The 25745-nt window shown below is 59.7% G+C and carries 22 protein-coding genes and 1 pseudogene; 16 read left to right on the top strand and 7 right to left on the bottom strand.

All coding sequences use genetic code 11. The features are described from left to right. Positions 1-217: 217 nt before the first annotated feature. Both CJU81_RS04120 and CJU81_RS04115 read right to left on the bottom strand, forming a co-directional pair. Positions 218-1459: an MFS transporter gene (locus CJU81_RS04120; protein WP_441007400.1), complete on the bottom strand. Its 1242-nt coding sequence runs from the start codon at positions 1457-1459 to the stop codon at positions 218-220. A gap of 301 nt (positions 1460-1760) precedes the next feature. Beyond that, on the bottom strand, positions 1761-2972 hold the full coding sequence (locus CJU81_RS04115) for a M24 family metallopeptidase (RefSeq protein ID WP_095035602.1): 1212 nt from the start codon (positions 2970-2972) through the stop codon (positions 1761-1763). Between the two features lie 218 nt (positions 2973-3190). Here CJU81_RS04115 and CJU81_RS04110 point away from each other — a divergent pair, with 218 nt between their 5' ends. The 5 genes and pseudogenes from CJU81_RS04110 to CJU81_RS04090 all read left to right on the top strand — a co-directional run bounded on the left by CJU81_RS04110 (position 3191) and on the right by CJU81_RS04090 (position 9156). Beyond that, a complete protein-coding gene (locus CJU81_RS04110) occupies positions 3191-3889 on the top strand; it encodes a response regulator transcription factor (RefSeq protein WP_095035601.1) in 699 nt (232 codons plus the stop codon). Then, positions 3889-5235, top strand: a pseudogene (locus tag CJU81_RS04105) (HAMP domain-containing sensor histidine kinase). Before CJU81_RS04110 ends, CJU81_RS04105 begins: the two are co-directional and overlap by 1 nt. Positions 5236-5428: 193 nt before the next feature. Continuing rightward, entirely contained in the window at positions 5429-7651 is a 2223-nt protein-coding gene (locus tag CJU81_RS04100; RefSeq protein WP_095035600.1) for a TonB-dependent siderophore receptor, read from the top strand. 18 nt (positions 7652-7669) lie between these two features. Beyond that, a complete protein-coding gene (locus CJU81_RS04095) occupies positions 7670-8560 on the top strand; it encodes an alpha/beta hydrolase (RefSeq protein WP_095035599.1) in 891 nt (296 codons plus the stop codon). A 158-nt stretch (positions 8561-8718) separates the two neighbouring features. Beyond that, on the top strand, positions 8719-9156 hold the full coding sequence (locus CJU81_RS04090; protein ID WP_095035598.1) for a YqaA family protein: 438 nt from the start codon (positions 8719-8721) through the stop codon (positions 9154-9156). Between the two features lie 19 nt (positions 9157-9175). Here the strand turns inward: CJU81_RS04090 and CJU81_RS04085 are convergent, their stop codons facing one another. Further along, the gene (locus CJU81_RS04085; RefSeq protein WP_095029439.1) at positions 9176-10162 is read right to left on the bottom strand and encodes a hypothetical protein; all 987 of its coding nucleotides are present in this window, start codon (positions 10160-10162) and stop codon (positions 9176-9178) included. Between the two features lie 478 nt (positions 10163-10640). On the opposite strand from CJU81_RS04085, the gene CJU81_RS04080 reads away from it, so the two are divergent. The 9 genes from CJU81_RS04080 (at position 10641) to CJU81_RS04040 (ending at position 20110) form a co-directional block, all read left to right on the top strand. Next, complete coding sequence (locus tag CJU81_RS04080) at positions 10641-11048, top strand: ExbD/TolR family protein (RefSeq protein WP_095029440.1); 408 nt, start codon at positions 10641-10643, stop codon at positions 11046-11048. Between the two features lie 3 nt (positions 11049-11051). Continuing rightward, on the top strand, positions 11052-11807 hold the full coding sequence (locus CJU81_RS04075) for an energy transducer TonB family protein (protein ID WP_095035597.1): 756 nt from the start codon (positions 11052-11054) through the stop codon (positions 11805-11807). Between the two features lie 45 nt (positions 11808-11852). Further along, positions 11853-14093, top strand: a complete 2241-nt coding sequence (locus CJU81_RS04070) for a TonB-dependent receptor family protein (protein ID WP_095035596.1) — start codon at positions 11853-11855, stop codon at positions 14091-14093. A 65-nt stretch (positions 14094-14158) separates the two neighbouring features. Continuing rightward, positions 14159-14806, top strand: coding sequence for a MotA/TolQ/ExbB proton channel family protein (locus CJU81_RS04065; RefSeq protein ID WP_095035595.1), 648 nt, complete (start codon positions 14159-14161; stop codon positions 14804-14806). A gap of 19 nt (positions 14807-14825) precedes the next feature. Next, the gene (locus CJU81_RS04060; protein WP_095035594.1) at positions 14826-16559 is read left to right on the top strand and encodes a bifunctional metallophosphatase/5'-nucleotidase; all 1734 of its coding nucleotides are present in this window, start codon (positions 14826-14828) and stop codon (positions 16557-16559) included. Continuing rightward, positions 16556-16972 (top strand): cytidine deaminase, encoded by a 417-nt coding sequence (locus tag CJU81_RS04055; RefSeq protein ID WP_095035593.1) that lies wholly within the window; start codon positions 16556-16558, stop codon positions 16970-16972. The genes CJU81_RS04060 and CJU81_RS04055 overlap by 4 nt, the downstream gene beginning before the upstream one ends. Before the next feature lie 41 nt (positions 16973-17013). Next, complete coding sequence (locus CJU81_RS04050; protein ID WP_095035592.1) at positions 17014-18267, top strand: NupC/NupG family nucleoside CNT transporter; 1254 nt, start codon at positions 17014-17016, stop codon at positions 18265-18267. A gap of 69 nt (positions 18268-18336) precedes the next feature. Further along, positions 18337-19434, top strand: coding sequence for an endonuclease/exonuclease/phosphatase family protein (locus tag CJU81_RS04045; protein ID WP_095035591.1), 1098 nt, complete (start codon positions 18337-18339; stop codon positions 19432-19434). Positions 19435-19489: 55 nt separating this feature from the next. After that, entirely contained in the window at positions 19490-20110 is a 621-nt protein-coding gene (locus CJU81_RS04040; protein ID WP_095035590.1) for a TetR/AcrR family transcriptional regulator, read from the top strand. A gap of 168 nt (positions 20111-20278) precedes the next feature. On the opposite strand, the gene CJU81_RS04035 is transcribed toward CJU81_RS04040, so the two are convergent. From CJU81_RS04035 to CJU81_RS04020, 4 genes are read right to left on the bottom strand one after another with little or no spacing between them, the layout of a single operon-like run. After that, the gene (locus CJU81_RS04035; protein WP_095035589.1) at positions 20279-21145 is read right to left on the bottom strand and encodes an ABC transporter permease; all 867 of its coding nucleotides are present in this window, start codon (positions 21143-21145) and stop codon (positions 20279-20281) included. Positions 21146-21163: 18 nt separating this feature from the next. Further along, positions 21164-22024: an ABC transporter ATP-binding protein gene (locus CJU81_RS04030; RefSeq protein ID WP_095035588.1), complete on the bottom strand. Its 861-nt coding sequence runs from the start codon at positions 22022-22024 to the stop codon at positions 21164-21166. Positions 22025-22029: 5 nt separating this feature from the next. Next, on the bottom strand, positions 22030-23049 hold the full coding sequence (locus CJU81_RS04025) for an ABC transporter substrate-binding protein (RefSeq protein ID WP_095035587.1): 1020 nt from the start codon (positions 23047-23049) through the stop codon (positions 22030-22032). Positions 23050-23074: 25 nt separating this feature from the next. Further along, positions 23075-23971 carry a TauD/TfdA dioxygenase family protein gene (locus CJU81_RS04020; RefSeq protein ID WP_095035586.1) on the bottom strand — a complete coding sequence of 299 codons (897 nt, stop codon included), beginning with the start codon at positions 23969-23971 and terminating at the stop codon, positions 23075-23077. A 266-nt stretch (positions 23972-24237) separates the two neighbouring features. Here CJU81_RS04020 and CJU81_RS04015 point away from each other — a divergent pair, with 266 nt between their 5' ends. Both CJU81_RS04015 and mntP read left to right on the top strand, forming a co-directional pair. Beyond that, complete coding sequence (locus CJU81_RS04015; RefSeq protein WP_095035585.1) at positions 24238-24675, top strand: hypothetical protein; 438 nt, start codon at positions 24238-24240, stop codon at positions 24673-24675. A gap of 474 nt (positions 24676-25149) precedes the next feature. Then, on the top strand, positions 25150-25719 hold the full coding sequence (gene mntP, locus CJU81_RS04010; protein ID WP_095035584.1) for a manganese efflux pump MntP: 570 nt from the start codon (positions 25150-25152) through the stop codon (positions 25717-25719). Positions 25720-25745 lie beyond the last annotated feature (26 nt).

The following is a 25745-nucleotide window of genomic DNA, read 5'->3' as shown; positions in this document are numbered from 1 at the left end:
TGCGCAGTGGGCCCACGGAGCGGGACCGCAAGGAGGGAACCTGAGCGCAGCGAAGGCCGTACGCCAGGGGCAAGGCCTTTTTGGTTCCTTTTGTGGCTGTTTGACAAAAGGGACTCGCCGTAAGGGCGAAACCAATATTGCAGTTAGATGCAGATGCCGGATATGTACTCGGTTTAACTGTTTTCCTGTAGCTGCTGAGGAGGTAGGAGGCGGCAGGTTAATCTTGCAACGCCTTGTGCGCAGTCTCCCGGCTTGCCAGCATCGCCACCAGTGCCACAGCCGCGGCGGCCAGCAAGTACCAGGCCGGGGCCATTTTGTTGCCGGTCATTTGGATCAGCCAGGTGGCAATAAACGGCGCAGTCCCGCCAAACACCGCATTGGCCACGTTAAAGCTGAAGGCAAACCCGCTGAAACGTACCCGCGTCGGGAAGATCTCGGCCAGAAAGCACGGCAAGGTGCCGTCGTTCATCGCCAGGATGGCGCCAAAGGCAATCTGGATCATCAGGATCACCACCAGCGACGGGTTGCCCAGCATCCCGAACAGCGGAAAGGTCAGCAGCAAAAACATCACTGACGCGCTGACCAGCATGGTCTTGCGTCCATAACGGTCCGACAGCTTGCCCATCAAAAAGATCAGGCCGATGTAGGTCGCCAGCGACACCGTAGACGCGATAAATGAATCACTCTCGCTCATGCCCATTTCCGTCGACAGGTAGGTCGGCATGTAACTGAGCAACAGGTAGAAGGCCACCGCGTTCAGACAGGTCACGCCAATGCCGATCAACACCGGCCGACGATGCACCGTAAGCAACTCGCGAACCGGGGCATGGGTCGCGCACTCCTTGGCCTCCAGACGTTTTTCCATCTCCAGGAACTTGGGCGAGTCCTGCAAATGCACGCGAATATAGCGCCCTACCAGGCCAAAGGGTGCCGCCAGCAGAAACGGCAGACGCCAGCCCCAATCGTGCAGGTTTTCAACCGTCATCAAGGCATGCATGCCCGCGACAAACATCGCGCCAAACAGCAGGCCGGCTGCCGTGCTCGCCGGTACGATGCTGGTATAAAAACCGCGCTTGCCCTCAGGGGCATACTCGGCCAGAAATGCCGAAGCCCCGGCATATTCCCCTGACGCCGAAAAGCCCTGCACCAGACGAATCAATAACAGCAACACCGGTGCCCACAGGCCGATCTGGTTATAGGTGGGCAACAGGCCAATGCAAAAAGTCGCGACAGTCATGATCAGGATCGACCAGGACAAGGCGCTGCGTCGCCCGTACTTGTCGCCAAAATGGCCCCACACCAACCCACCGAACGGGCGCACGATAAACGACAGGGCAAACACTGCGAAGGTGGCCAGCAGCCCGGTGGTGGTGTCGGTTTGCGGGAAGAACGTCAGGGCGATAACCGTCGCAAGGTAACCATAAGCCGCGTAATCAAACCACTCGACAAAGTTGCCCATAAAACTGGCCGTGGCTGCACGGCGCAACGCCTTGCGCTCACTGAGGCGCTCGACTTGCTGTTCGGGGGTCAGGGGCAAAGCGATACTTGCGCTCGGGATACTCATTGAGCACCTCCTGAGAAAGAGATGCGTGATGGAAAAACGCCAAGCAACGTCGGGACATGGGACATGACAGATACCCTCATTGTGTTCTTTTTGGCAGGGGTAAACAGGTCAGAAAACGCTGCGCAATCTGTGTGCGCATACGTTGGTATCGAGCTCGAAGTGGGAGCGAGCCTGCTCCCACAATGCCGCGCAATGACTATTTTTTAATGATGTTGTGCTGCGGGCCATACGGGAAATGGGTGATGTTCTCGCCGCCCTGTTCGTTGACGATCAGAATGTCGTGCTCGCGATACCCGCCCGCTCCCGGTCGGCCCTCAGGGATCATGATCATCGGCTCGATCGACACCACCATGCCCGGCTCCAGCACCGTGTCGATATCTTCGCGCAGCTCCAGCCCGGCTTCGCGGCCATAGTAATGGCTCAGTGTGCCAAAGGAGTGACCATAACCGAAGGTGCGGTATTGCAGCAGATCGTGCTCCATGAAAATTTCATTGAGCTGCAGGGCAATGTCCGAGCACTTCATGCCGGGCTTGATCAGCTTCAAACCGGCCTCGTGAACCTTGACGTTGACCTCCCACAGGCGCAGGTGCTCGTCCGAGCAATGGTCGAGAAACAGGGTGCGCTCCAGCGCCGTGTAGTAACCGGCAATCATCGGGAAGCAGTTGAGGCTGAGGATATCGCCCTTGTTCACCTTGCGGCTGGTGACCGGGTTGTGCGCACCGTCGGTGTTGATCCCCGACTGGAACCAGGTCCAGGTGTCCATCAATTCCGAATCGGGAAAGGTGCGGGCGATTTCACGCACCATCGCCTGGGTGGCATGCAGCGCCACTTCATATTCCGGCACCTGATCACGCAAGGCTTCGACGATGGCCGCACCACCGATATCGGCAATCCGTGCGCCGTGACGGATGATCGCGTGTTCTTGCGCCGACTTGATCATGCGCATGCGCATGCACGGCGCGGCAATATCCACAAACTCGGCCTGGGGGTAGCGGCTGGCGAGCTTGTCGCGATTGAGCAGGTTCATGTGGTCGAACTCGATACCGATGCGCCCCGCCTTGGGCAGCGCCTGCTGGATCGCTACAAAGTAGTTGTCGCGCTGCCAGTCGGTGTACACGATGTTGTCTGTGCCCATGGTCCGGCGCCACGGCTGGCCACCGTCGATATTGGCGCTGATGGTCACGGCGCTGTCCTGGGTCACCACCAGCGCGTAGTTGCGGCCAAACGAGCAGTACAGAAAGTCGCTGTAGTAGTTAAGGTTGTGGTACGAGGTAAACACAGCGGCATCAATATTGTTCTGCGCCATATACGCCCGCAACTTGCTCTGGCGGCTGGCGTACTCCTGGGCCGAGAATGTCGGCGTGACCTTTTCGCCATTTTTGATCTGGATGGTTTTGGGCATTTGCATGGCCTGTATCCTTGTCGGTGATCGAGCATCAGAAGCCGCCGTCAGGCGGGTCGTTGGGGATCATTCGAACAGATACAGGCCTGGCTTTTTTGTGCGAATCCGACCTGTAGTTGATCAGATCCGCTGTGCCTGGCGACCCCCGCCTGGCTTCATAGCAATTGCGCTGTGCGGCCCATTCTGGGATATTCGCAAATGTGAAATATTCTCATTAGAGCACCATGCCCACTTCCCCCTGTTTACTCCTCGTCGAAGACGACTTCAGGCTGCGCCACGACCTGGAGCGACACCTGCTGCAACGCGGCTTTGCCGTGACGTCTTGCAGCGACGGCATTCAAGGCCTGAATGCCTTGCAGGCCCAGTGTTTCGATCTGGTGCTGCTCGATATCATGCTGCCCGGCATGGACGGGCTGGCCCTGCTTGAAGCCTTGCGCCAGCAGCAGGACGTACCGGTGATGCTGATGTCGGCACTGGGCAACGAGCAGGACCGCATCACCGGGTTCACCCGCGGCGCCGACGACTACCTGCCCAAGCCCTTCAGTCTGGCCGAGCTGGACGCCCGCACCGATGCCCTGCTGCGGCGCATGGCGATGTTGCAGCGCCCGCCGCTGCCGCCGCCCAACCCGCTGCTGACCTTCGATGAGCAGGCCCAGGACGTGCTGCACAATGGCCAGAGTGCAGGCCTGACCCACTCCGAATTCCGCCTGCTGATCACCCTCCACGAACATGGTGGCGAGCCGCTGAGCAAGGCGTTTCTCTATCGGCATGTGTTGCACCGCATCTACACCCGGCTGGATCGCGGCCTGGATGTGCATGTGTGCAATGTGCGCCGCAAGCTGGCAGCCATCGGCGCCTGGCATTTGCAGATCCAGGCCGTGCGTGGCCAGGGCTATATTCTGGTCGGCATGGAAAAACCCTGATGCGTCGCCATCCCTTGTTATGGAAACTGGCCCTGCTGCAAATCGCCTTCTGCCTGCTGCTGACGTGGATCATCTGGATCTGGGGGGTGTCGGCCGAGCGCCGCACCTACTTTCTCTCGGCCGCCGACCAGCAATACCTTGCCGATTACGCCCGGCAGGCTGAGGGCATCTGGCACAGTCAGGGCACGCCCGGGCTGGCCCGTTTTACCGAACAGCTGGCGGCCAGCGAAGGCACCTGGGTAACCGTGCTGGGGCCAACCCTGCAAAGCCTGAGCAATACCCCGCTCAACGCCGAAAACTATCGCCAACTGACCTTTATGCGCCAACTGAACTGGCCCATGAGCCGACGTCTGCAGGACTAGTTGCCCTATGTCAGCATCCCCTTTCCCGGGCAACCGGAGCAGGGTCAACTGGTGCTCCAGCTCCCCGAGCGGCTGCTGCCCGGCGGCCTGACACCCTGGACCCACGTCCTCAGCCACGGCGTGATGCCAACCCTGCTGGCCGCCCTGCTGGGGCTGCTGATCTATCGCCATCTGGTGCTGCCGCTCAACCGTTTGCGTGACCGCGCCGATGCCCTGCGTGCCGATGACCTGGACAGCGCCGCACCCTCGCCGCTGATCGAACGCCGGGACGAACTGGGCGAACTGGCCCAGGCCTTCGAGCACATGGCCGCCCGCTTGCGCCAGAGCCTCAACCAGCAGCGCCTGCTGCTGCGCACCCTGTCCCACGAACTGCGCACCCCGCTGGCGCGCTTGCGCATCGCCCACGACAGTCACCTGCCCGTGAAGCAAATGCGCCAGCGTCTGGACCGTGAAATCGACGATATGCAGCGACTGCTCGAAGACACCCTCAACCTGGCCTGGATGGATACCGAGCGTCCACAGCTGGCCAGCGAACCGGTGCTGGTGCTGTCAGTGTGGGAAGCCCTGTGTGAGGACGCCTGCTTTGAAAGCGGCTGGCCAAAAGAGCGCCTGCCCTGCCTGCTGGGCCTTGACTGCTGTGTGCAGGTACACCTCGACAGCCTGGCCCAGGCCCTGGAAAACCTGCTGCGCAATGCCATTCGCTACTCGCCGCCCGGCGCCAAAGTGACCCTGAGCGGCTGGCGTGAAGGTGATGCCTGGCACCTGTTTCTGAGCGACGAAGGCCCCGGTGTTGACCCGTCAGACCTGGCCGGCCTGTTCGTGCCCTACCAGCGCCTCAAGGGCTCGATCGGCGAAGGCTTCGGCCTGGGCCTGGCGATTGCCCAGCGAGCCATTGAACTGCAACAGGGCCGGCTATGGGCGAGCAACGGCGAACCGGGGTTGTGCATGCATATGCTTTTGCCAGCTGCGCGCCCCCCTGACTGAAACAGAAAACCCTGTGGGAGCGGGCTTGCCCGCGATGCCGCCAGCGCGGTGTAGCAGACAAACAGCGGCGATCCCATCGCGAGCAAGCCCGCTCCCACAGTGAAGTGTTTAGAAAGTTAATGCGCTTTACTCTCAATTAGCAGTCATTATCATTCGTGATCTTCCTGTATCAGGCTGTCCCGGAGATCACTCGATGTTGCAACATGCGCTGCGCCCTATCGCTCCCTTCGTTCTGTCCGGCTGCTGCTTGCTGGCCAGCTCCGTGCATGCCGCTGCTGCGCTGGAGCTGGAAAACACCAACGTGGTCGCCACGGCCCTGGAAGAAACCAAACAAGCCCCGGGCGTATCGGTAATTACCGCCGAAGATATCAAGAAACGCCCGCCGGCCAATGACCTGTCGCAGATCATCCGCACCATGCCCGGCGTCAACCTCACCGGCAACTCCACCAGCGGCCAGCGCGGCAACAACCGCCAGATCGACATCCGAGGCATGGGCCCGGAAAACACCCTGATCCTTGTCGATGGCAAGCCGGTCAACAGCCGCAACTCGGTGCGCTACGGCTGGCGCGGCGAGCGTGACAGCCGTGGCGATACCAACTGGGTACCGGCCGATCAGGTAGAAAGCATCGAAGTACTGCGCGGTCCGGCAGCAGCCCTCTACGGCAACGGCGCGGCTGGCGGCGTGGTGAATATCATCACCAAACAGGCCGGGGCCCAAACCCATGGCGACGTGACGGTGTACTCCAACTTCCCCACCCACAAGGATGAAGGCGCCAGCAAACGCGTGAGTTTCGGCCTCAACGGCCCGCTCACCGACAACCTGAGCTATCGCGTGTACGGCAATATCGCCAAGACCGACCCCGATGACTGGGACATCAACGCTGGCCATGAATCGGCCCGTACCGGTAACCAGGCGGGCACCCTGCCCGCTGGCCGCGAAGGCGTGCGCAACAAGGATGTCAACGGCCTTCTCAGCTGGCACATGACCCCGCAGCAGACCCTCGACTTCGAGGCCGGTTACAGCCGCCAGGGCAACCTCTATACCGGCGATACGCAAAACACCAACAGCAACGCCTACGTCAAAAGCCTGCTGGGCCACGAGACCAACCGTACCTACCGCGAAACCTACGCTCTGACCCACCGTGGCGAATGGGACTTTGGTAACAGCATGGCCTACCTGCAATACGAAAAAACCCGCAACACGCGGATCAATGAAGGCCTGGCGGGTGGTACCGAAGGGATCTTCAGCAGTGGTGATTTCTATACTGCGGTATTGCGCGACCTGACCGCCCACGGCGAGCTCAACCTGCCGCTGCACGCAGGCTTCGACCAGACCCTGACCCTGGGCAGCGAATGGACCCAGCAAAAACTCGACGACCCCAGCGCCAACACCCAATCCACCAGCGAAGGCGGTACGGTCGCGGGCCTGAGCAGCAGCAACCGCAGCACGGCATCCTCGGCGCAGATTTTCTCGCTGTTTGCCGCCGACAATATCGAGCTGCTGCCGGGCACCATGCTCACGCCGGGCCTGCGCCTGGACCATCACAGCGTGGTCGGCAATAACTGGAGCCCGTCGCTCAACCTGTCCCATGTCCTGACCGACACCGTCACCCTCAAGGCCGGTATCGCCCGCGCCTACAAAGCGCCGAACCTGTACCAGCTCAACCCCGATTACCTGCTCTACAGCCGCGGCCAGGGTTGCTACGGGCAGAGCACCAGTTGCTACCTGCAAGGCAACGCCGACCTGAAAGCCGAAACCAGCGTCAACAAGGAACTGGGCATCGAGTACAAGGACAACGGCGTGGTCGCTGGCCTGACTTACTTTCGCAACGATTACAAAAACAAGATCGAGTCCGGCCTGAGCCCCATCGGCAATGCCATCGGTGGTACCGGCAGCTACGCCAATGCAGCGATCTATCAATGGGAAAACGTGCCCAAGGCACTGGTTGAAGGCCTCGAAGGCACCTTGACCCTGCCCCTGGCAGCGCAAGTGACCTGGACCAACAATTTCACCTACATGCTGCAATCGAAAAACAAGCAGACCGGTGACGCCCTGTCTGTCACGCCGCGCTATACCCTCAACTCCATGCTGGACTGGCAGGCCACCAACGACCTGTCGCTGCAGGCCAGCGTGGCCTGGTACGGCAAACAGACGCCGAAAAAATACGACTACCACGGCGACCGCGTGACCGGTACGGCCAATAACCAGTTGTCGCCTTATGCCGTAGCCGGCATCAGCGGTACCTACGCCATTACCGCCAACCTGAGCCTGACCACGGGTATCGACAACCTGTTCGACAAGCGCCTGTTCCGTGAAGGCAACGCCCAGGGCGTGGCCAATATTGCCGGGGCCGGGGCCGCGACGTACAACGAACCCGGACGCACGCTTTACACCAGCCTGACCGCTTCGTTCTGACCCTGACGAGACCGCCTGATGAGAAACCTCACCCGCCCTCTGGCGCTACTGCTTGCCCTGGCCCTGCCAGGGCTGGCAGCACAGGCAAGACCCGCGCCTGACCAGCCGATGGACACTCGCCTGTTGCAACGCACGGATCTGGATTACCGCTTCAGCCGCTTGCTGATCGACTCGGCCGATGGCCAGCGCCATTACCAGCTATGGATCGGCCGGCCCGACAGCGCACCACCGAAAAGCGGCTACCCGGTGGTGTGGATGCTCGACGGCAATGCGGCCATCGGCGCACTGGATGCCGACTTGCTGCACGCCCTCGCCCGAGGCAAGGCGCCGTTGCTGGTCGCGATCGGCTACCAGACACCGCTGCGCATTGAGCGCAATGCCCGCACTTACGACTACACCCCGGACCGACCTGGACTCATGGAGCAAACCGATCCGTTGACCGGGTTGCCCAGTGGCGGTGCGGATGTATTTCTTGACCTGTTGCGCGAGCGCATGCGACCTGCGGTGGCGGCCAAGGCACCGATCAACCTGCAGGAGCAAACCTTGTGGGGCCATTCCTATGGCGGTTTGCTGGTACTGCACGCCCTGCTCACCCGTCCCGGCGAATTTGCCCGTTACGCAGCGGCCAGCCCGTCGCTGTGGTGGACCGACATCCACCCCGGCGCGGACTTCAAGCAACGCATGAACGGGCACAAGGCCGATGTGCTGTTGATGCGCGGCTCGGCCGAACCCGGCAACCCGCGCGGCCCGAGCAACGGCGAGCCAGACAGACTGATCCGCCAGCTGGCGGGTGAGCTGAGTGATATCCCGGGACTGGCGGTTGAATATCAAACATTCGATGGCATGAGCCACGGCGAAACCCTGCCGGCGTCATTGCGCGAAGTGCTGAAGCCGTCGCCACACCTGTAGTCGCTGCCGAAGGCTGCGAGCTGTTCTTCAGGGTATTCCAGATAACGGGGGCTTACGCCCTCTTCGCAGCCTTCGGCAGCGACTACAGGGTCCACACAAGCCCAATAAAGCATTAGAGTACCCGCCCCTGCAAAAACAGCCCGCAAGGCGACACCTGAGTGTTTGAATTAACCAGCTATCTGGGCCTGTTTCTCGCCGCCTTCGGCGCTGCATCGCTGCTGCCCATGCAATCGGAAGCCGTGCTGGTCGGCATGCTGCTGTCCGGCAAATACGTCGCCCTGACGCTGCTGGCAGTCGCCACCCTGGGCAATGTGCTGGGGTCAGTATTGAATTGGCTATTGGGCCGTTCTGTCGAGCGCTTTCGGCACAAACGCTGGTTCCCGGTCAGCGAACAAAAGCTCGACAAGGCCCAACGCTTTTATCTGCGCTATGGCCGCTGGTCACTGCTGCTGAGCTGGGTGCCGATTATCGGCGACCCGCTGACCATGATCGCCGGGGTCATGCGCGAACCGCTGTGGAGTTTCGTGCTGATCGTGACCCTGGCCAAGGGCGCCCGCTATCTGCTGCTGACAGCGGCCACCCTGGGCGGGTCCTAGACAACCAGCCCGCGGGGCGTTAAACCGGTTCTGCGGCGATGCGGTTTTCCATCACCGGCGGGTACTCAGGCAGCCAGGACAGCGGCATCAACTGGCTGTATTTCTGATAGAAACACGCCTGAATGCGCCCGCGAATCTGCTCAAGCTGTTCGATCAAATCTGTCAGCGCCAACTGTTGCGAAGCCAGGCGAATTTCATCCTCGGCGGTATCGCTGTCGGGTAACTGGATCGCCTGCAGGGCAATCCTTTCACTGAAATAAGCAGGCACCCGCCGGCCATTGCGATACAGCTGGTTCTCGGCGCGATAACACTGCACAAGCCCCGCCAGAATCATCTCGGCCTTGTTCAAACCACTGGCCAGACGCGGTTTCACATTGCGTTTTTCATCCAGTGTCGACTGGTAACTGACCAGTTGCTCATTGCACGCCAGTACATCCGCTTCAAGCTTCTCAAGATACTCGCCCTTGAGGGCCAGCAGCTCGTTGCGCACATCGGCTATTTCATCCTGATAAACACTCAAGGCTTCATTGCGACGTTTGCGCTGTTTGCCAGAACCGCCGTGGTTTTGTGCCTTGAACGCGCACAATTCAGCCTCACGTTCACGCGCGCTGTATTCCAGGCGCTGCAAACGGACGGCGTAATCACTCACCAGGCTGTTGGCAGCACGCTCGAAGTCTTGATCTACCTGCACGCAGTTATTCACCGTACGGGTGATATCCAGTGTGTCGAGACGCTTTTCGATCAGGGCGATCCATGACTCGGCCCAGGCCAGGGCCTTGTCACGTTCCGATTCAAGCGTGACGCGGATCTTTTCCTCGACGGCCGTCAACCGGGTGGCTTCCACAGGCGGATAGCCCTGCTCACCGTGGCGCCGGGCTTGCTCAACGATATTGAGATCACGCTTGAGGCTTTCGAACTCGGGCGCTTTGAGCAATAGCTCTGCTGCGCGTTCACGCTTGCAGTCAGCCTGCCCCAAAATATTCAACAACTTTTTGAATAACTGCATGGCGTTCGCTCCGCTAAACCCTTGATCTCAATAGCCGACACTTTAGATGAATATCATCATGCCAATGCCTTTGCATAACAACAACAGATTAGTAGCACTTTGATATCTTCACAGCCAAAACCCTGGAAAAAAAGCGTTATGGCGAATGATTCCTGACGCCGAATCTATAAGCTGACAGACCTGTCAAGTTTTTAAAAAATTATCCTGGCCACCCAGCCACGTAAGGCTCTTTCAGGTAAATGCCTGCAAAATATTGAAAATACGGCGCTTTTAAGCGCAAAAATCAGTTTAGTTTCGATATTAAAAAAAACAAAAAAATACACAAAATCTGAAATCAAAATGAAACAGCACCCCTCTACCTTTGCAACCTGTCACTTGAGACAGGTTTTGCACGTTTTACGCTCTGGCAAACCACAAGTGAAAAACTGAACGGATGGTCAGCTTTTTTTGACCCCCTCTGTGGACTGGAGTGCATGTGATGCGAAGCTGGGAAGAACCTAAGAAAAAACGCCTGCATATCGAGATCATTCCGATGATCGACGTCATGATGTTCTTGCTGGTGTTTTTCGTATTGATCAGTCTCAACGTGATCCCGGCACTCGGCATCAAGACTCAGTTGCCGGGCGCCGCCCACGCCCAGCAACTCAAGCCGCAAAACAAGGCCGTGATCACCCTGGGCCTGCAAGACCGCCTGCAACTGGACGGCCAGGACCTCAACCAGGCCGACCTGATTGCCCGCCTCAAGGGCCTGGAAAAACCCGACGAGAAGATGGTGATCATCCTCAACAGTGATGCCGGCGTTGAAGTGGCCCGCCTGGTGAGTGTGATGGACGTCCTCAAGGGCAGCGGTTTTTCTTCCGTTTCCATCGCGACCCGGAAGCTCTAGGCCATGTCGGTTTTTTTCAAATCACGCAAAGCCATCGCGTGCTTGCCGGCCATCTGCCTGCTGGCCGTCGCCGTGCACAGCGCCATGGACCCGGACCTGAAAATCACGCCCAAGTACGACGACAGCGCAGTCGAAGTGGCCCTGGTCGACCTCGATGAACTGCTACCGCCACCGCCGCCGGAACCCGAGCCGGAACAGGTCGCCGAACTGCCAGCACCGATCGAGGAAGTGGTTGAGGCCATCGTCGTCGAGCCGCCACCACCGCCCAAACCCAAGCCACTTGCGCCCAAACCGCCGCCGCCCAAGCCAAAACCGCTGGTAGCCAAAGCCGTGCCGCCAGTACCCAGGCCGCAAACCGTGGCTCAGGCACCTGCGCCTTCCCCGGTAGCTGCCGCGCCAGCCCTCGCGGCGCCAGCTCCACCGGCCGCCCCGGCACCGCGCACGAATTCGCCAGACCTGGAGAGCCGCTATATCGCCCGCCTGCTGGCGGAGCTGGAAAAATACAAGCAATACCCGCGAGGTCGCGAGGCTTCACTGCAACGCCCCCAAGGCAATGTGGTGGTGTGGCTGCTGGTTGACCGCAGCGGCAAGGTGCTCGACTCGGGCATTGAAAAGAAGGCGAGCAACATGCTGCTCAATCGCGCCGCACAAACCAGCTTGCAACGCCTCGACAAAGTTGTGCCCTTCCCCGAGGAAAGTTTCTCGGGCAAGGATAAATACCGTTTCAGCGCCACGCTTGTATACAACATAGAACCATAACTAAAAGCATTTCAGCTCTGACACTTACGCTTAGGGGAAACTGTTTTGAAACTCAATACTTTATTCGCAACGCTACTGGCCGTTGGGGTTGGCGGCTGGACGCTGTCAACGCTCGCGCAAGATTCGGTTGATATAGGCAACGTTAAAGTTACCGGGCAAAGCCTGGGCAATGGCCTTATGGTTCAGGAAGAAAGTGCCAAGGGCCGTTCCACTGTAACCAAAGAGGCGATGGACGAAATGGCACCCACTGCCAACGCCATCGACAAACTCAAGTACACCCCGGGCATCAACGTTTCCAGCACCGACGCATCAGGAGTAAGCGGCACCAGCTTCACCATGCGCGGGATGAACTCCGACCAGGTCGGCGTATCCTCGGACGGTATCCCGATCAACGATTCCGGCGACTATGCGGTGTATGCCAACCTGCTCGGCGACCCGGAAAACCTCGGTGAAGTCTTCGTTACCCAAGGCTCTTCGGAAATCGACGGCCCGCATATCGGTTCCAGCGGCGGCAATATCGGCCTGGTGACCCTGCGCCCGACCAAGGACTTCGGCGTCTTTGTCAAACAATCGGTCGGTTCCAACAGTTTGAACAAATCATTCGCACGGATTAACACTGGCGATCTGAATGGTTTTAAAACCTTTGTCTCGGCCTCCCATACCGAAGGCGAAAAGTGGCGCGGCAAAGGCACTGTTCGCGCCGACAGGGTTGAATGGAATACGTTGTTCGAAGATGGCAATGGCAACTCGACCAATGCCATTTTTAAATACAGTACCCAGGAAAACTACAACTACAACACCCTGAGCAAGGCACAGTTCCAGAAGTCGGGGCGCGGTCTCGATTATGCCGAAGTACCGATCTACAACAGCAGTGGCAAGTTGACCCAGTATTACAAGATCAACCGCAACCCGTTTGAAAACGCCTCGGCCACCCTGACCCAGCGCTTTCAGTTGCGTGACGATCTGGCGCTGACCATTGCGCCCTACTACTTCTGGTCCAATGGCGGCAGTTTCAGCGGCCAATCGGCGACCGGACTGTCATCGACCAGCGACAAGGCCGGCAACTACGACCTCAAGGGTCTGGCCTATGACACCTACTACCGGCCATCGTGGACGGAAAGCTGGCGCCCTGGCGTGAACACCAAACTCAAGTGGGACTTCAACGAAGCTCACAGCATCGATGTCGGCTACTGGTACGAACGCGCACGCCAGCGCCAGACCCAGCCGTTTATCAGCATCACCGAGAATGGCACGCCGGACGATATCTGGGGCGACTACAACAGTGGTAACCAGCTCAAGGACAACAATGGCGCCACGGTACAGGGCCGTCATCAGTACACCGTCACCCCGGCACAGAAAGTCTGGGTGCAGGACATGTGGACGGTCACCCCTGACCTGACCCTCACCGGCGGCATCGCGTACCAGTACGTCGAACGCGACGGCAACAACCTCGGCAGCCTGTACAGCGCACCCGAAAAGCGTGATGCCAGGTACCACGAGTTTTTGCCCAACTTCAGTGCGCGTTACCAGATCAACGAGCAGAACCAGGCGTTCTACAACGTCACGCGCAATATGCGCACGCCGCCCAACTATGTGCTCTACAACGCCGGCGACTCCATCAGCCTGGCCCCGGAACTGAGCTGGAACCAGGAACTGGGTTGGCGTTTCAGCCAGGACGACATGCTGCTGAGCGCCACCCTGTTCCATATCTCGTACAAGGATCGCCAGCTGTCGACCACCAATGCGGACGGTGACTACGAAATGCTCAACGTCGGCAGCGTGGTCAACAAGGGCCTGGAGCTGGAGTGGAGCGGCCTGCTGCCCTACAACTTCAACTACTACACCTCGTATACCTACACCAGCGCCGAGCAGCAGGACGACGTGACCACACGCAACAAGGAGCTGCCAACCTCCGGCAAGCAACTGGCCAACGTGCCCAAGAACATGCTCAACGCCAGCCTGGGTTACGACAACAAGCGCTATTACGGCAACGTGGCCGCCAAGTATGTGGGCAGCTACTACGGCGACCTGACCAACGACCAGGAAATCTCCGGGCGTACCACCTTCGATATCAACGCCGGGGTACGCCTGCCGGTGGACAAGAAGATCCTCAAGTCGGCGGCCATTCGCGTCTCGATGCTCAACGTGTTTGACAAGGAATACCTGTCATCGGCGCGCACCGTGGTGCTCAACGCCGCACCGGTCAACGGCGTCAGCGCCGCCACGCCGTACTACAACGTCGGTGAAGAACGCACGGCCATGGTCTCTTTCGAAGCCAGCTTCTGACCCCCGCACCCGGGCCTGCCAGCACGGCAGGCCCGGGTCATGAACGTATTGAGAGGACACCCCGAATGAACATGAATCTGCTCCACGACATCACCTTCTACGTCATGTACGGCGCTGCGGCCTTGGCCGCCTTTGTGGTCGTCGAACGCTGCATCTTTTTCAGTTACTCGCTGCGCAAGGCACGCCAGTTACTCCCGGCAATCAACGCCCGGGTGCGCAGTGTCGATGACCTGCCAAAGGCCCTGACTGAACGCGACAGCCTGCCCCTGCAGCTGGTCTCGCAGATCTACGACGGGCGCCGTCACCTGCACTCGCATCAGGAACTGGAAGACCTTGCCCAGGCAATCTATATCTCGATGCGCGGGCGTCTGTCGCACAGCCTGTGGATCCTCGAAGCGGTGGTGGCCGGCGCGCCATTACTGGGTTTGCTCGGCACCATCATGGGCATTATCGACACCTTCAAGGCACTGGCCGAAGCCGGGGTGTCCGACCCGGGTGAAGTGTCCCGCGGCATAGGCACGGCGCTGTATGCGACCGCACTGGGTATCGCCATCGCACTGGTGGGCATGGTCTTCAACAGCCACCTGCAGGATCGCCTTGAACTGATCAACGACAACCTCAAGATGCTCCTGCTGCGCGCGGGCCTGGGTACGCAATACGTCGCCACGGCTGCGTCCGCCCCCGTACACGTCGGCCAGCCGCGTACTGCCTGAGCCACATCGAGGAGCCCCCATGTCCAATGTACTTTCGCGCCTGCACAGTGCCGGCCTGGTCATTCCACTGGCGCTGGTGCTGGGCGCCTGCCAGCAGCCGGCCAAACCGGTCGATGTGAATATTGCCGCGATCAACGACTTTCACGGCAATCTGGCCGCCACCCCGTTCACCTATGCCGATGCCACGGCGCCGACTGGCAAAGTGTCGCTCAAGGCGGGGGGTATCAACGCCCTGAGCGGGGTGGTTGGTGAACTGCGCAAACAGGACCCGCAACTGCTGTTGATTGGCGCGGGAGACATGATCGGCGGCAGCCCGCCGATGTCTTCGATGTGGGCCGATGAGCCAACGCTCGAAGCCCTCGGGGAACTGGGGCTCAAGTTCAGTGTGGTCGGCAACCATGAACTGGATCTGGGCAAACTGGAGTTGCAACGCCAGATCAATGGCGGCTGCGTGTCGCCGCGCCCGGACAAAGCCTGCCAGTTTGACAACAACTACAGCGGCACGCGCTTCCCCTATATGGCGGCCAACCTGATCGATGCGCAAACCGGCAAACCACTGCTGCCCGCCTACCGTATCGAGCAGGCCAACGGCGCCAAAATCGCCTTTGTCGGCGCGGTGTTGCGCGACCTCCCGGCCTATGTCAGCAAGCAGAGCATGGACGGCCTGTATACCATTGACGAGGCCCAGGCGATCAACGCGCAACTGCCCGAACTGCGCAAGCTCGGGGTGGATGCGGTGGTTGCGGTGATTCACCAGGGCGGTGAAACCGCAGAGCGCTTCGACCAGCAGGATTGCAGCCAGCTCAAGGGCGATATCGTCGACGTGGCCAAGCGTCTGGACCCGCAAATCAAAGTGGTGATTACCGCCCATACCCACCAGGGCTACCTGTGCCGTCTGGGCGACAAGCTGATCACCCAGGGCAGCTCGTTCGGGCGCCTGCTGACTCATATCACCCTCACCCTGGACCCGGTCAACCACCAACTGCTCGATGCCCGAGCACAGAATATTGTGGTCGACCCCGCCCGTTATCCGCCGCTGCCAGAAATTGCCGCATTGCAGGCCGATATTGAAGCGCGCAGCAACGAACACCTGAACCAACCCGTGGCCCGAATCGCCACCGGCGAAATCAACCGTACCCTCAACGACGCCGGCGAGTCGGCCATGGGCGACCTGATTGCCGATGCGCAATTGCACGCCACCCGCGCGCTGGGTGCACAGGTGGCACTGACCAACCTGGGGGGCATCCGCACCGATCTGATCCTCGAACCCGGTCAGCAGCACCTGACCTATGGCCAGGTAGCCTCCGTGCAACCGTTCAACAACACCCTGAATATCCTTGCCCTCAGCGGCGTCCAGCTCAAGCAACTGCTGGAGCAGCAATGGCAGAACAACGGTTTCGGCTTTTACCCCTTGCAACCATCGGCCTCCCTCACCTATCGCTGGGATGCCAGCAAGCCCCAGGGCCAGCGGATCATCGCCGACAGCCTGAAAATCGATGGCAAACCGGTACTGCCAGAACAGACCTACCGGATCACGGTCAACTCGTTTATGGCCGGGGGCGGTGACAACTTCAGCGTACTCAATCAGGCCAGCCAGCGGGTGGATACCGGCCTCAACGATCTCCAGGCGCTGGTCGACTATCTGCAAGCCCAGGACCGCAGCGGTCAGCCAGCGGGAGCAAGCACGCCACACCAACGTATTGAAAAAGTTGGTCAACCCCTGGCTGACGCCACCGCGAGCAACGGCCCATGAACCGCAGCCTTGAAGCTCAGGCGCAGTACGAACGCCTGTTGCCTGAAGCGATGGCCGCGGCGAAAGCGGCCTGGTGCCCGCACTCGGACTTCCCGGTGGGCGCGGCATTGCTGACCGTCGATGAGCACATCATCCGTGGCTGCAATGTGGAAAACGCCTCCTATGGCCTGACCAACTGCGCCGAACGCAGCGCCCTGTTCAGCGCCATCGCCCAGGGCCATGCACCCGGCAACTTCAAGGCCATGCTGGTGTATGCCCCCAAAGTAGCGCTGATCGCCCCATGCGGCGCCTGCCGCCAGGTCATGCATGAACTGATGAGTGCTGGCTGCCCGGTGTATTGCATCGGTCATGACGCGATGGCCGCCCGCGACTGGACGGTCGAGCAATTGCTGCCCGGTGCCTTCGGTTTCTGAACCGGTGCGATCTTGATGCGTGACATACGGGAATCTGGTCAATGAGTTTCATTGGAGTGGTGGTATTGATTCTCCTGGCGGTGCTGCTGTCCAGCAATCGCCGGGCGATCAAGTTGCAGACCGTCGTCGGCGCATTTGTGTTGCAGGCAGGCCTGGGGGCCTTCGCCCTTTACGTGCCATGGGGCCAGGCAACTCTGGCTGCAATCAGCGAATCGGTAGCCCGCTTGCAAGACTATGGCAATGAAGGCATCAGCTTTGTGTTCGGGCCATTGGCAGGTAGCCAGATGAGCGAGGTGTTTGGCAGCCAGGGCTTTGTTTTTGCAATCAAGGTGCTGCCGTTGATTGTGTTTTTCAGCAGCTTTATCGCCATCCTCTACTACCTGGGCATCATGAGCGTGGTGATCCGCGTGATCGGCGGCGGGTTGCAGCGGGTGCTGGGCACCAGCCGTACCGAGTCGATGTCAGCCACGGCGAATATTTTTGTCAGCCAGTCCGAAGCGCCCATTGTGGTGCGCCCGTTTCTGGACGGCATGACCCGCTCTGAACTGTTTGCAGTCATGGTCGGTGGCATGGCCTCGGTCGCAGGCTCGGTGCTGATCGGCTACGCCAGCCTTGGGGTGGAGCTTAAATACCTGATTGCCGCCAGCTTTATGGCCGCCCCCGGCGGTTTGCTGATGGCCAAGCTGATGGAGCCGCAAACCGCTGAACCGCGCGACAGCTTCAGCGATATCGAATCCGACGACAAACCGGCCAATGTCATCGACGCCGCCGCACTGGGGGTCAGTAACGGCCTGCAACTGGCCCTTAATGTTGGCGCGATGCTGCTGGCCTTTATTGCCCTGATTGCCCTGCTCAACGGCATCCTTGCCTGGGTGGGCAACTGGTTCGGCTTTGCCCACTTGAGCCTGCAACTGATCCTGGGGCATGTGTTTGCGCCGCTGGCTTTTGTCCTCGGCGTGCCGTGGAGCGAGGCCATGACGGCAGGCAGCTTTATCGGCGAAAAACTGGTGCTCAACGAGTTCGTCGCCTATGTCGATTTCGCGGCCTATCTTGACCCGGTACAAGCCGCTGCCAAAGGCATCCAGGTGCTGTCGGGGCCCACCCAGGTGATCGTCACCTTTGCCCTGTGCGGTTTTGCCAACCTGTCGTCGATCGGCATCCTGCTGGGCAGCCTGGGCGTCATGGCCCCCTCACGACGTCAGGATATCGCCCGCCTGGGTCTGCGTGCCGTGATCGCCGGGACTCTGTCCAACCTGATGAGCGCTGCGCTGGCGGGGGTGTTTATTGCCCTTTGAGCCCGACTGTGCTCCCACACAAACCTGTATGCCGACTATTTCCTCTTTGCCCTGCCTGGATAGCCCTCGATGATTTTTTTACGTCCACCCCTGCTGCTTGCACTCGCCACCCTGTTGCTCAGCGCCTGTACCACCCACACCGAACCTCAGACAACGCGGGTCTCGCTGATGACCTGGAACGTCGAAAACCTCTTCGACACCGAGCACGATGCCGGCAAGGACGACTTCGCCTACTTGCCCCTTAGCGTCAAACGCGCGCACCCGGAGTATCTGGCCAGCTGCACAAAAATCGAAGTCCCGGCGTGGCGCAAGGAGTGTGAAGAAAACGACTGGACCCAGGCGTTGCTCGATGAAAAGCTCAAGCGCCTGAGCGCGGTGATCAAACAGATCAATCAAGGCCGCGGCCCGGATATCCTGATGCTCAACGAAGTGGAGAACATCAAGGTTGTCGAGCAACTCAATGCCCGCCTGAACGCATCCGCCTACCAGACCCGCGTACTGATCGAAGGCCGGGACGAGCGCGGCATTGACACCGCCGTGCTCAGCCGCTTGCCGCAATGGGACACGGCCCGCCTGCACCCGGTGCCCTACCAGGCGCTGGGCAATGACGACCCGGTACGGGTGAGTAAAACCCGGGGCATTCTCGAAGTGCGCCTGTTGTTGCCCGATGGCCAGAAAGCGGCGATTTTCTCTCTGCATCTGCCCTCGGGCGGCGCGCCGGGCTACTTGCGCCAACAGGCCGTGGCCTACCTGGCACGGCTCAAAAGTGAGCTGCCGGACGATGTACTGCCCATTGTCGGCGGTGACTTCAATATCAATGCCAGCGAAGAACAACAGCACGGCTATATCGCCAAAGACCTGGCCAGCACCTGGGCGGTGTCCCAGTTCATCGGCTGCGAGGGCTGCAAAGGCAGTTACTACTACCACACCAAGCGCGAGTGGTCGTTCTTCGACATGCTTCTGTTCCCGCCACAGATGACCGGCGCCAACGGTTTCAATGGCTGGCAGGTTGACCCGCAGAGCATTCGCCTGGTGCACCAGAGCCCTTACCAGGTCAACCGCTGGGGCACCCCGGCACGCTTCGACAGCGCCCGGCATGCCCAGGGCGTATCGGATCACTGGCCACTGTACGCGGAGATTTTCCGCACTGCGCCCACTGGCAATTGACCTATGCTGTGAACCTACCCCCAGGCCACATCTGGCGTAATGAATCAGGTACTCGATGAGCAACCCGAAAGTTAAGATCCGCCGCAAAAACGTCGAAAAAATCCTTTTGGCCGCAGAGAAAGTTTTCGCCGAACAAGGTTATGCCGGGACCAAGATGGCCGATATCGCCCTGCAAGCCGCACTGCCGCGCTCCAACCTGCACTACTATTTTTCCACCAAGGACGAGCTGTACCGCGAAGTTCTGGTCAACCTGCTGGACACTTGGGGGCTGGAAGGCGCGTGTTTCGAGAATTTCGACGACCCGCGGGTGGTGCTCACCAGCTACATCATGGAAAAGATGAACCATTCACGCACCCGCCCCCACGGCTCCAAATTGTGGGCCAACGAAATCATGCGCGGTGCACCGCTGTTCCAGGACATGCTCGACGAGCACATGGCCAAGGGCGCCAAACGTATGGAGCTGAAGATACGCCAGTGGGTGGACGAGAAACGCATCAACCCGGTCGAGCCCTCGGCGCTGCTGTACATGATCTGGGCCTCGACCCAGCACTATGCCGACTTCGACTATCAGGTCTGCGCACTCAACGGCCATCAGCCGCTGTCCGACCAGCAATACCATCAGGCGGTACAGACCATCACCTCGGTAATATTGCGCGGGGTGGGGCTGAGCCTGTAGTCGCTGACGAGCCGTGCGAGGCTGCGATCGGCGATGCAATCGCCGTAAACCCGGTTAGCGCAATGCTTCAGAAACTCCGGGTCGGCTGTTATACGACTGCTTCGCAGCCGATCGCAGCCTCGCACAGCTCGTCAACGACTACATTCTACAAAGGTCCGGTTTTGCTGGTCAGCGCTGCATGCCCCAGCGTTTGACCGTGATCCGCTCCAGGGTATCGAACACCAGGTTCTCTACCAGCAAGCCAATCAGGATGACCACCGCCAGGCCGGCAAATACCTTGTCGGTGTATAGCTCGTTACGGTTCTGGAAGATGTACCAGCCCAGGCCACCCTTGCCGCTGGTGGCGCCAAATACCAGTTCGGCGGCGATCAGCGTGCGCCAGGCAAAGGCCCAGCCGATTTTCAGGCCAGCGAGAATCGAGGGCAGCGCCGCCGGAATAAGGATAAACAGCACAAAGCGAATCCCCTTCAAACCGTAATTGCGCCCGGCCATGCGCAGGGTCTCCGATACCCCGAGAAATCCCGCGTAGGTGTTCAGCGCCAGGGCCCAGAGCACCGAATGCACCAGCACGAATATCAGGCTGTTCTGCCCCAGGCCGAACCACAACAGTGCCAACGGCAACAAGGCAATGGCCGGCAGCGGGTTGAACATCGAGGTCAGGGTGCTAAGCAAATCACGGCCCAATTGGGTGGAAACCGCCAGTGTCGTCAGGGCAAACGCAAGCACGATGCCGATCAGGTAGCCCTTGAGCAGCACCACCAGGGATATACCCACCTTGCTCAGCAATTCGCCGCTGATCAGGCCGTCATACAACGCACTGGCCGTCTGTAAAAACGTCGGCAGCAGCAAGTCATTGTTCTGGTAGCGCGCCACCAGTTCCCAAAGCACTGCCAGTACGATCAGGATCAGACTCTTGCGCAACCAGCCCTGCTGCCACAGGCGCTGGCCCAAGGGCAGTTCGCGCTCAAGCGGGACGCTCAGCAAAGGTTCCAGGACCACTTCATATTCCTGACGTACAGATGATGATTGGCTCATCGGGCAATCCTCCACAGCTCAATAAGCGATACGGATATCGGCGAAGTTCAGCGGTTGTTCGCCGGTACCGGCGTCAGCCTCATCGAACAGCAAGCGATGGATGCGCTGCGCCGTGTGCTGAAATTGCGCACCGCCAAGGCTGTGCAGGTTGTATTGATGGCTGTTGATCTCGGCCCGCACTCGTCCCGGATGCGGCGACAGCAGCAGGATACGGTTACCAACCACCAGCGCCTCTTCGATGGAGTGAGTAACAAACAGCAAGGTAAAGCGCACTTCCTCCCAGAGCAGCAGCAGTTCTTCCTGCATCTTGCGCCGGGTCAGGGCATCGAGGGCGGCAAAGGGCTCGTCCATCAACAGGATTTTCGGCTGCATGGCCAGGGCACGGGCAATCGCCACCCGGGCCTTCATGCCACCGGACAAGGTGTGCGGGTAAGCATCGGCAAACGCTGCCAGGCCGACTTTGTCCAGATAGTGCAGCGCCCGTTCTTCGGCTTCACGCCGTGGCAGGGTTTTCGACGCCAGCAACGGGAACATCACGTTTTGCTTCACGGTTTTCCAGGGCGGCAACTGGTCGAACTCCTGAAACACCACCATGCGGTCCGGCCCCGGCGCAGTCACAGGCTGGCCTTGCAGACGGATCTGCCCTTCGCAGGGGGCATGAAATCCGGCCACGGCCTTAAGCAACGTCGATTTGCCGCATCCCGAAGGGCCAAGCAGGATAAAGCGGTCGGCCGGATCGATCTCAAAGCTGACCTGATGAGTCGCCCGCACCACACGTTGCGGCGTGCGGTACTCAAGACTGACCTGATCGACCGACAACAGGGCGGGCCCTGTTGCGTTCAAGTGGCTGGCCGTGTGGCCTTGCACGCTGGCATTCATTATTGTCAGCTCCCCTGCAGCGGTTTTGCGTCCTGGAAGAAGTAATCTTTCCAGGAATCAGGTTTGTTTTTGATCGCGCCAACGCGGTACAGAAACTCAGCCAGTGGGTAGGTGTTTTTCGGCGTCACGCTGAACTCGTACTCCGGGGTGTCGATGATCTTCAGCAACTCGTCGCGGTCGACTTTGGACTTTGTCACGCGAATGTACGTATCCGCGGCAGCAGCCTTGTCGCTCTGGGCAAATTCGGCCGCCTCGGTCAACGCCTCGACAAAGGCCTTGTAGGTTTTCGGGTTGTCGTTACGGAATTTCTCGGTGGCAAACAATACCGTTGGCGAGTTGGGGCCGAGCAAGTCGTAGGTGTTGAGCACCACATGCACGTTTGGATTTTTCAGCGCCTGATCCTGGAACGGCGGATTGGAAAAATGCCCGCTCAGCTCTGTGCCACCGGCGATCAGCGCAGCAGTCGCATCCGGATGCGGGACGGCGATGGTGTATTTGTCCAGGCGGTTAAAGTCTTTGTCGCCCCACTGCTTGGCCGCCGCGTATTGCAGAAAGCGCGACTGCACTGAAACGCCCACGGCCGGTACCGCGATACGGTCTTTTTCGGTGAAGTCGGCGATGGTTTTGACGTTCGGGTTATTGCTCAGCAGGTAGTACGGAAAGTTGCCCAGCGACGCCACGGCCTTGACGTTCTGCTTGCCGTGGGTGCGGTCCCAGATGGTCAGCAGCGGGCCAACCCCGGCCCCGGCAATGTCGATGGAACCGGACAACAAGGCATCGTTGACCGCCGCCCCGCCGGACAACTGAGTCCAATCGACCTTGATATCGATGCCCTCCTCCTTGCCGTGCTTTTCAATCAGGTTCTGATCGCGCACCACATTGAGCAACAGATAAACAATGCCGAACTGCTCGGCGATACGGATTTCACCTTCGGCATGGGCGACATTCGGCGCCACCAGGCTGCTGGCAAGCAGGCTAATACTCAGGCCCAGACTTGCGGCCACGGTTTTGATCGATGCGGGCATGGCAATGCTCCTTGAAATGAGTCAATCAGTAAGGCGCGTTGCCCTGGATGGTGGTGCGATAGAGCTTGCGGCGCAGATGGCTTGGGCATCCGGCGGCGAGATGGATCAGCGAGCGGTTGTCCCAGAACACCAGGTCATGGGGCTGCCACTGATGGCGGTAGATGTTCTGCTCCAGCACGCTGTGGGCGTAAAGCTCGGCCAATAACTGGCGGCTCTCGTCCTCGGGCAGGCCGACGATACGCGTGGTAAAGCCTTCACTGACAAACAGCGCCTTGCGGCCGTTTTCCGGGTGGGTGCGCACCACCGGGTGCACCACTTCGTTCACCTGCGCCAATTGCTCGGGGGTCAGGGTCGGGCGCCAGTTGCCTTCGAATTTTGTTTCGCTGTAACGCGCCGTATACGAATGTGCAGCCGAACGCCCTTCGACCGCCTTGCGCAAGGCGTGCGGCAGGCCGTCCCAGGCCTTGTGCATATCGGCAAACAAGGTATCGCCGCCCTCTGCGGGCAACTCCTGGGCATGCAGCATCGAGCCCAGGCTTGGCAGTTCTTTATAGGACAGGTCCGAGTGCCAGAATTTACCCGCATCGCCCAGGCCGATGGACTGACCGTTCTCAATGATGTTGGAGACGATAAGAATTTCCGGGTGACCGGTCAGCAGAAACTGCTTGAGCACATGGATCTGCAAGATGCCGAAGCGACGGCTGAAGTCGATCTGCTGCTGCGGGGTAATGCGCTGATCACGAAACACCACCACGTGATGTTCCAGATGCGCGCGATGGATACGCGCAAAGTCCTGGTCACTGACCGGCAGGGCCAGATCCAGACCGATGATCTCGGCTCCCACGGCGCCGTTGAACGGACGGATGTCGAAGGCTTGAGGGGCGATGCCCACGGCAATCGCAGAGGCAGACGGTGCAGACATAAATCACTCCCACGCAGAGCACGCCCAATGGCGCGCTGATCGATCAGAAACTCACGGACGCTCCGTGCTGGTTCATTTCGTGCGGCGCGTCGATTGGTCGACCTGTACGCAGGGGTATGACTTTATAGATATAAGAAATTAAATTTAAATACTTTAATTGCATAAGCATATGAGCGCTTGCCCGGCTTTTTTTCAGCCGCGCCGTTAAAGAGCCAGCGCAACCTGCCGATGGCCTGTAAGACAACAAGTCTAAAGGACGCATCGACATGGTTGGCAGCATCAATCCCCTGGCATCGAGCCTGAACATTCAGAGCTCGTCCGCCACCACGGCCAGCAAGGCGACGGACAGCACTACCGTGAGTGATGCCGGCGCAACGGCCACCGAACAGGTCAAGCCACGGGCGGCGCGAGACGCCAATGCGGCACCGCCGGCTGACACTGATGACGACAGCTCGGATACGGTCAAGCAGATTAAAAAGCAGATCGCGCAGTTGCAAAAGCAGCTTCAGCAGCAGATGCAGGCGCTGCAGAGCATCCAGGCCAGTGACCAGAACGAAGCCAGCAAAGCCGCCGCCGTGGCCGGTGCCCAGGCCCAGGTGACTGCGACTGCTGCAGCGTTGCAGGCGGCGACGGCCGCCTTGCTGCAAGCACTGACGGCCCAGGGCAGTGGCAGTTCAGGGTCGATGGTCAGCACGTCGGCATGAAGGGTGGCAGGTAATCCCGGTACATAGCCGACATTTGCGGCGCCTGGACTCTCGAGCGGCTACAGCAAAAGCAACAATTTGAAGCAACGCCAATCTCTTGTGGGAGCGGGCAAGCCCGGCTCCCACAGAGAACATATGTCGGTCGCAAATCTTGCATTCAAACAGGCTGGCCGCTGCGTCGCCGATCGCAGTCTCGCTCCGCGAGTCAGCGGCGACAGTTTTTACGCAATCTCACATACGAATAACCCTACACAAAATTTAGCCTTTTCCCCATTCCCCCTTTTTTCTGTTAACCTCGGCCCCCTCTTTGGGGAGTAGCTGGCTGTCATGCAAGTGGCGGCGCTCTGGTCAACATTCTCGGCAACCTGCCGTGGCCATGGCATCCATACGGATTTGCGAGACCAACGTCATACCTGTGCTGAAGTCGGGCGCGCAGTGCTATGTCGTTGTCTCAAGCCCGGCTGGATGACTGAATTGAACCCAATTGCCCTGATTCTCCTGGCATTCGCCATGTCCACCGACGCTTTTGCCGCTGCCATCGGTAAAGGCTCAAGCCTGCACAAACCCCGTTTCAGCGAAGCCCTGCGCACCGGCCTGATCTTTGGTGTGATTGAAGCCATTACCCCGGTGATCGGCTGGGCCATCGGCCAGGCGGCCAGCAGCTACGTCACCCAGTGGGACCACTGGATCGCCTTCACCCTGCTGCTGGGCCTGGGCCTGTACATGATCTACAACGGCGTAAAACCCGATGAAGACGAACCCGAAGACAAACCCTCGCAACACTCTTTCTGGATTCTGGTGGTCACCGCCCTCGCGACCAGCATCGATGCACTGGCAGTAGGCGTAGGCCTGGCATTTGTCGACGTCAATATCTGGCTGGCAGCAGCAGCCATCGGCCTGGCAACCATGACCATGGTGATTATCGGCACCATGCTGGGCCGGGCGCTGGGCAGCCTGGTCGGCAAGCGCGCCGAAATTGTAGGGGGTGTGGTGCTGATCATCGTGGGCGCCACGATTTTGTACGAGCACCTGAGCGCCGTGTAAAACCTGCCGGGGCCCTGGCCTTGCGC

This window comes from Pseudomonas fragi (assembly GCF_002269505.1).
GTDB classification, from domain to species: domain Bacteria; phylum Pseudomonadota; class Gammaproteobacteria; order Pseudomonadales; family Pseudomonadaceae; genus Aquipseudomonas; species Aquipseudomonas fragi_D.
The sequence above is the reverse complement of the archived record's forward strand: the minus strand, read 5'-3'. Positions and strand labels throughout refer to the sequence as shown.

What these genes read in the sequence shown, in the direction of transcription:
- CJU81_RS04120 (WP_441007400.1), bottom strand. Translation starts at nt 1,459, where the DNA reads ATGGGCAACTTTGTCGAGTGGTTTGATTACGCGGCTTATGGTTACCTT.
- CJU81_RS04115 (WP_095035602.1), bottom strand. Translation starts at nt 2,972, where the DNA reads ATGCAAATGCCCAAAACCATCCAGATCAAAAATGGCGAAAAGGTCACG.
- CJU81_RS04110 (WP_095035601.1), top strand. Translation starts at nt 3,191, where the DNA reads ATGCCCACTTCCCCCTGTTTACTCCTCGTCGAAGACGACTTCAGGCTG.
- CJU81_RS04100 (WP_095035600.1), top strand. Translation starts at nt 5,429, where the DNA reads ATGTTGCAACATGCGCTGCGCCCTATCGCTCCCTTCGTTCTGTCCGGC.
- CJU81_RS04095 (WP_095035599.1), top strand. Translation starts at nt 7,670, where the DNA reads ATGAGAAACCTCACCCGCCCTCTGGCGCTACTGCTTGCCCTGGCCCTG.
- CJU81_RS04085 (WP_095029439.1), bottom strand. Translation starts at nt 10,162, where the DNA reads ATGCAGTTATTCAAAAAGTTGTTGAATATTTTGGGGCAGGCTGACTGC.
- CJU81_RS04080 (WP_095029440.1), top strand. Translation starts at nt 10,641, where the DNA reads ATGCGAAGCTGGGAAGAACCTAAGAAAAAACGCCTGCATATCGAGATC.
- CJU81_RS04075 (WP_095035597.1), top strand. Translation starts at nt 11,052, where the DNA reads ATGTCGGTTTTTTTCAAATCACGCAAAGCCATCGCGTGCTTGCCGGCC.
- CJU81_RS04065 (WP_095035595.1), top strand. Translation starts at nt 14,159, where the DNA reads ATGAACATGAATCTGCTCCACGACATCACCTTCTACGTCATGTACGGC.
- CJU81_RS04060 (WP_095035594.1), top strand. Translation starts at nt 14,826, where the DNA reads ATGTCCAATGTACTTTCGCGCCTGCACAGTGCCGGCCTGGTCATTCCA.
- CJU81_RS04055 (WP_095035593.1), top strand. Translation starts at nt 16,556, where the DNA reads ATGAACCGCAGCCTTGAAGCTCAGGCGCAGTACGAACGCCTGTTGCCT.
- CJU81_RS04050 (WP_095035592.1), top strand. Translation starts at nt 17,014, where the DNA reads ATGAGTTTCATTGGAGTGGTGGTATTGATTCTCCTGGCGGTGCTGCTG.
- CJU81_RS04045 (WP_095035591.1), top strand. Translation starts at nt 18,337, where the DNA reads ATGATTTTTTTACGTCCACCCCTGCTGCTTGCACTCGCCACCCTGTTG.
- CJU81_RS04040 (WP_095035590.1), top strand. Translation starts at nt 19,490, where the DNA reads ATGAGCAACCCGAAAGTTAAGATCCGCCGCAAAAACGTCGAAAAAATC.
- CJU81_RS04035 (WP_095035589.1), bottom strand. Translation starts at nt 21,145, where the DNA reads ATGAGCCAATCATCATCTGTACGTCAGGAATATGAAGTGGTCCTGGAA.
- CJU81_RS04030 (WP_095035588.1), bottom strand. Translation starts at nt 22,024, where the DNA reads ATGAATGCCAGCGTGCAAGGCCACACGGCCAGCCACTTGAACGCAACA.
- CJU81_RS04025 (WP_095035587.1), bottom strand. Translation starts at nt 23,049, where the DNA reads ATGCCCGCATCGATCAAAACCGTGGCCGCAAGTCTGGGCCTGAGTATT.
- CJU81_RS04020 (WP_095035586.1), bottom strand. Translation starts at nt 23,971, where the DNA reads ATGTCTGCACCGTCTGCCTCTGCGATTGCCGTGGGCATCGCCCCTCAA.
- CJU81_RS04015 (WP_095035585.1), top strand. Translation starts at nt 24,238, where the DNA reads ATGGTTGGCAGCATCAATCCCCTGGCATCGAGCCTGAACATTCAGAGC.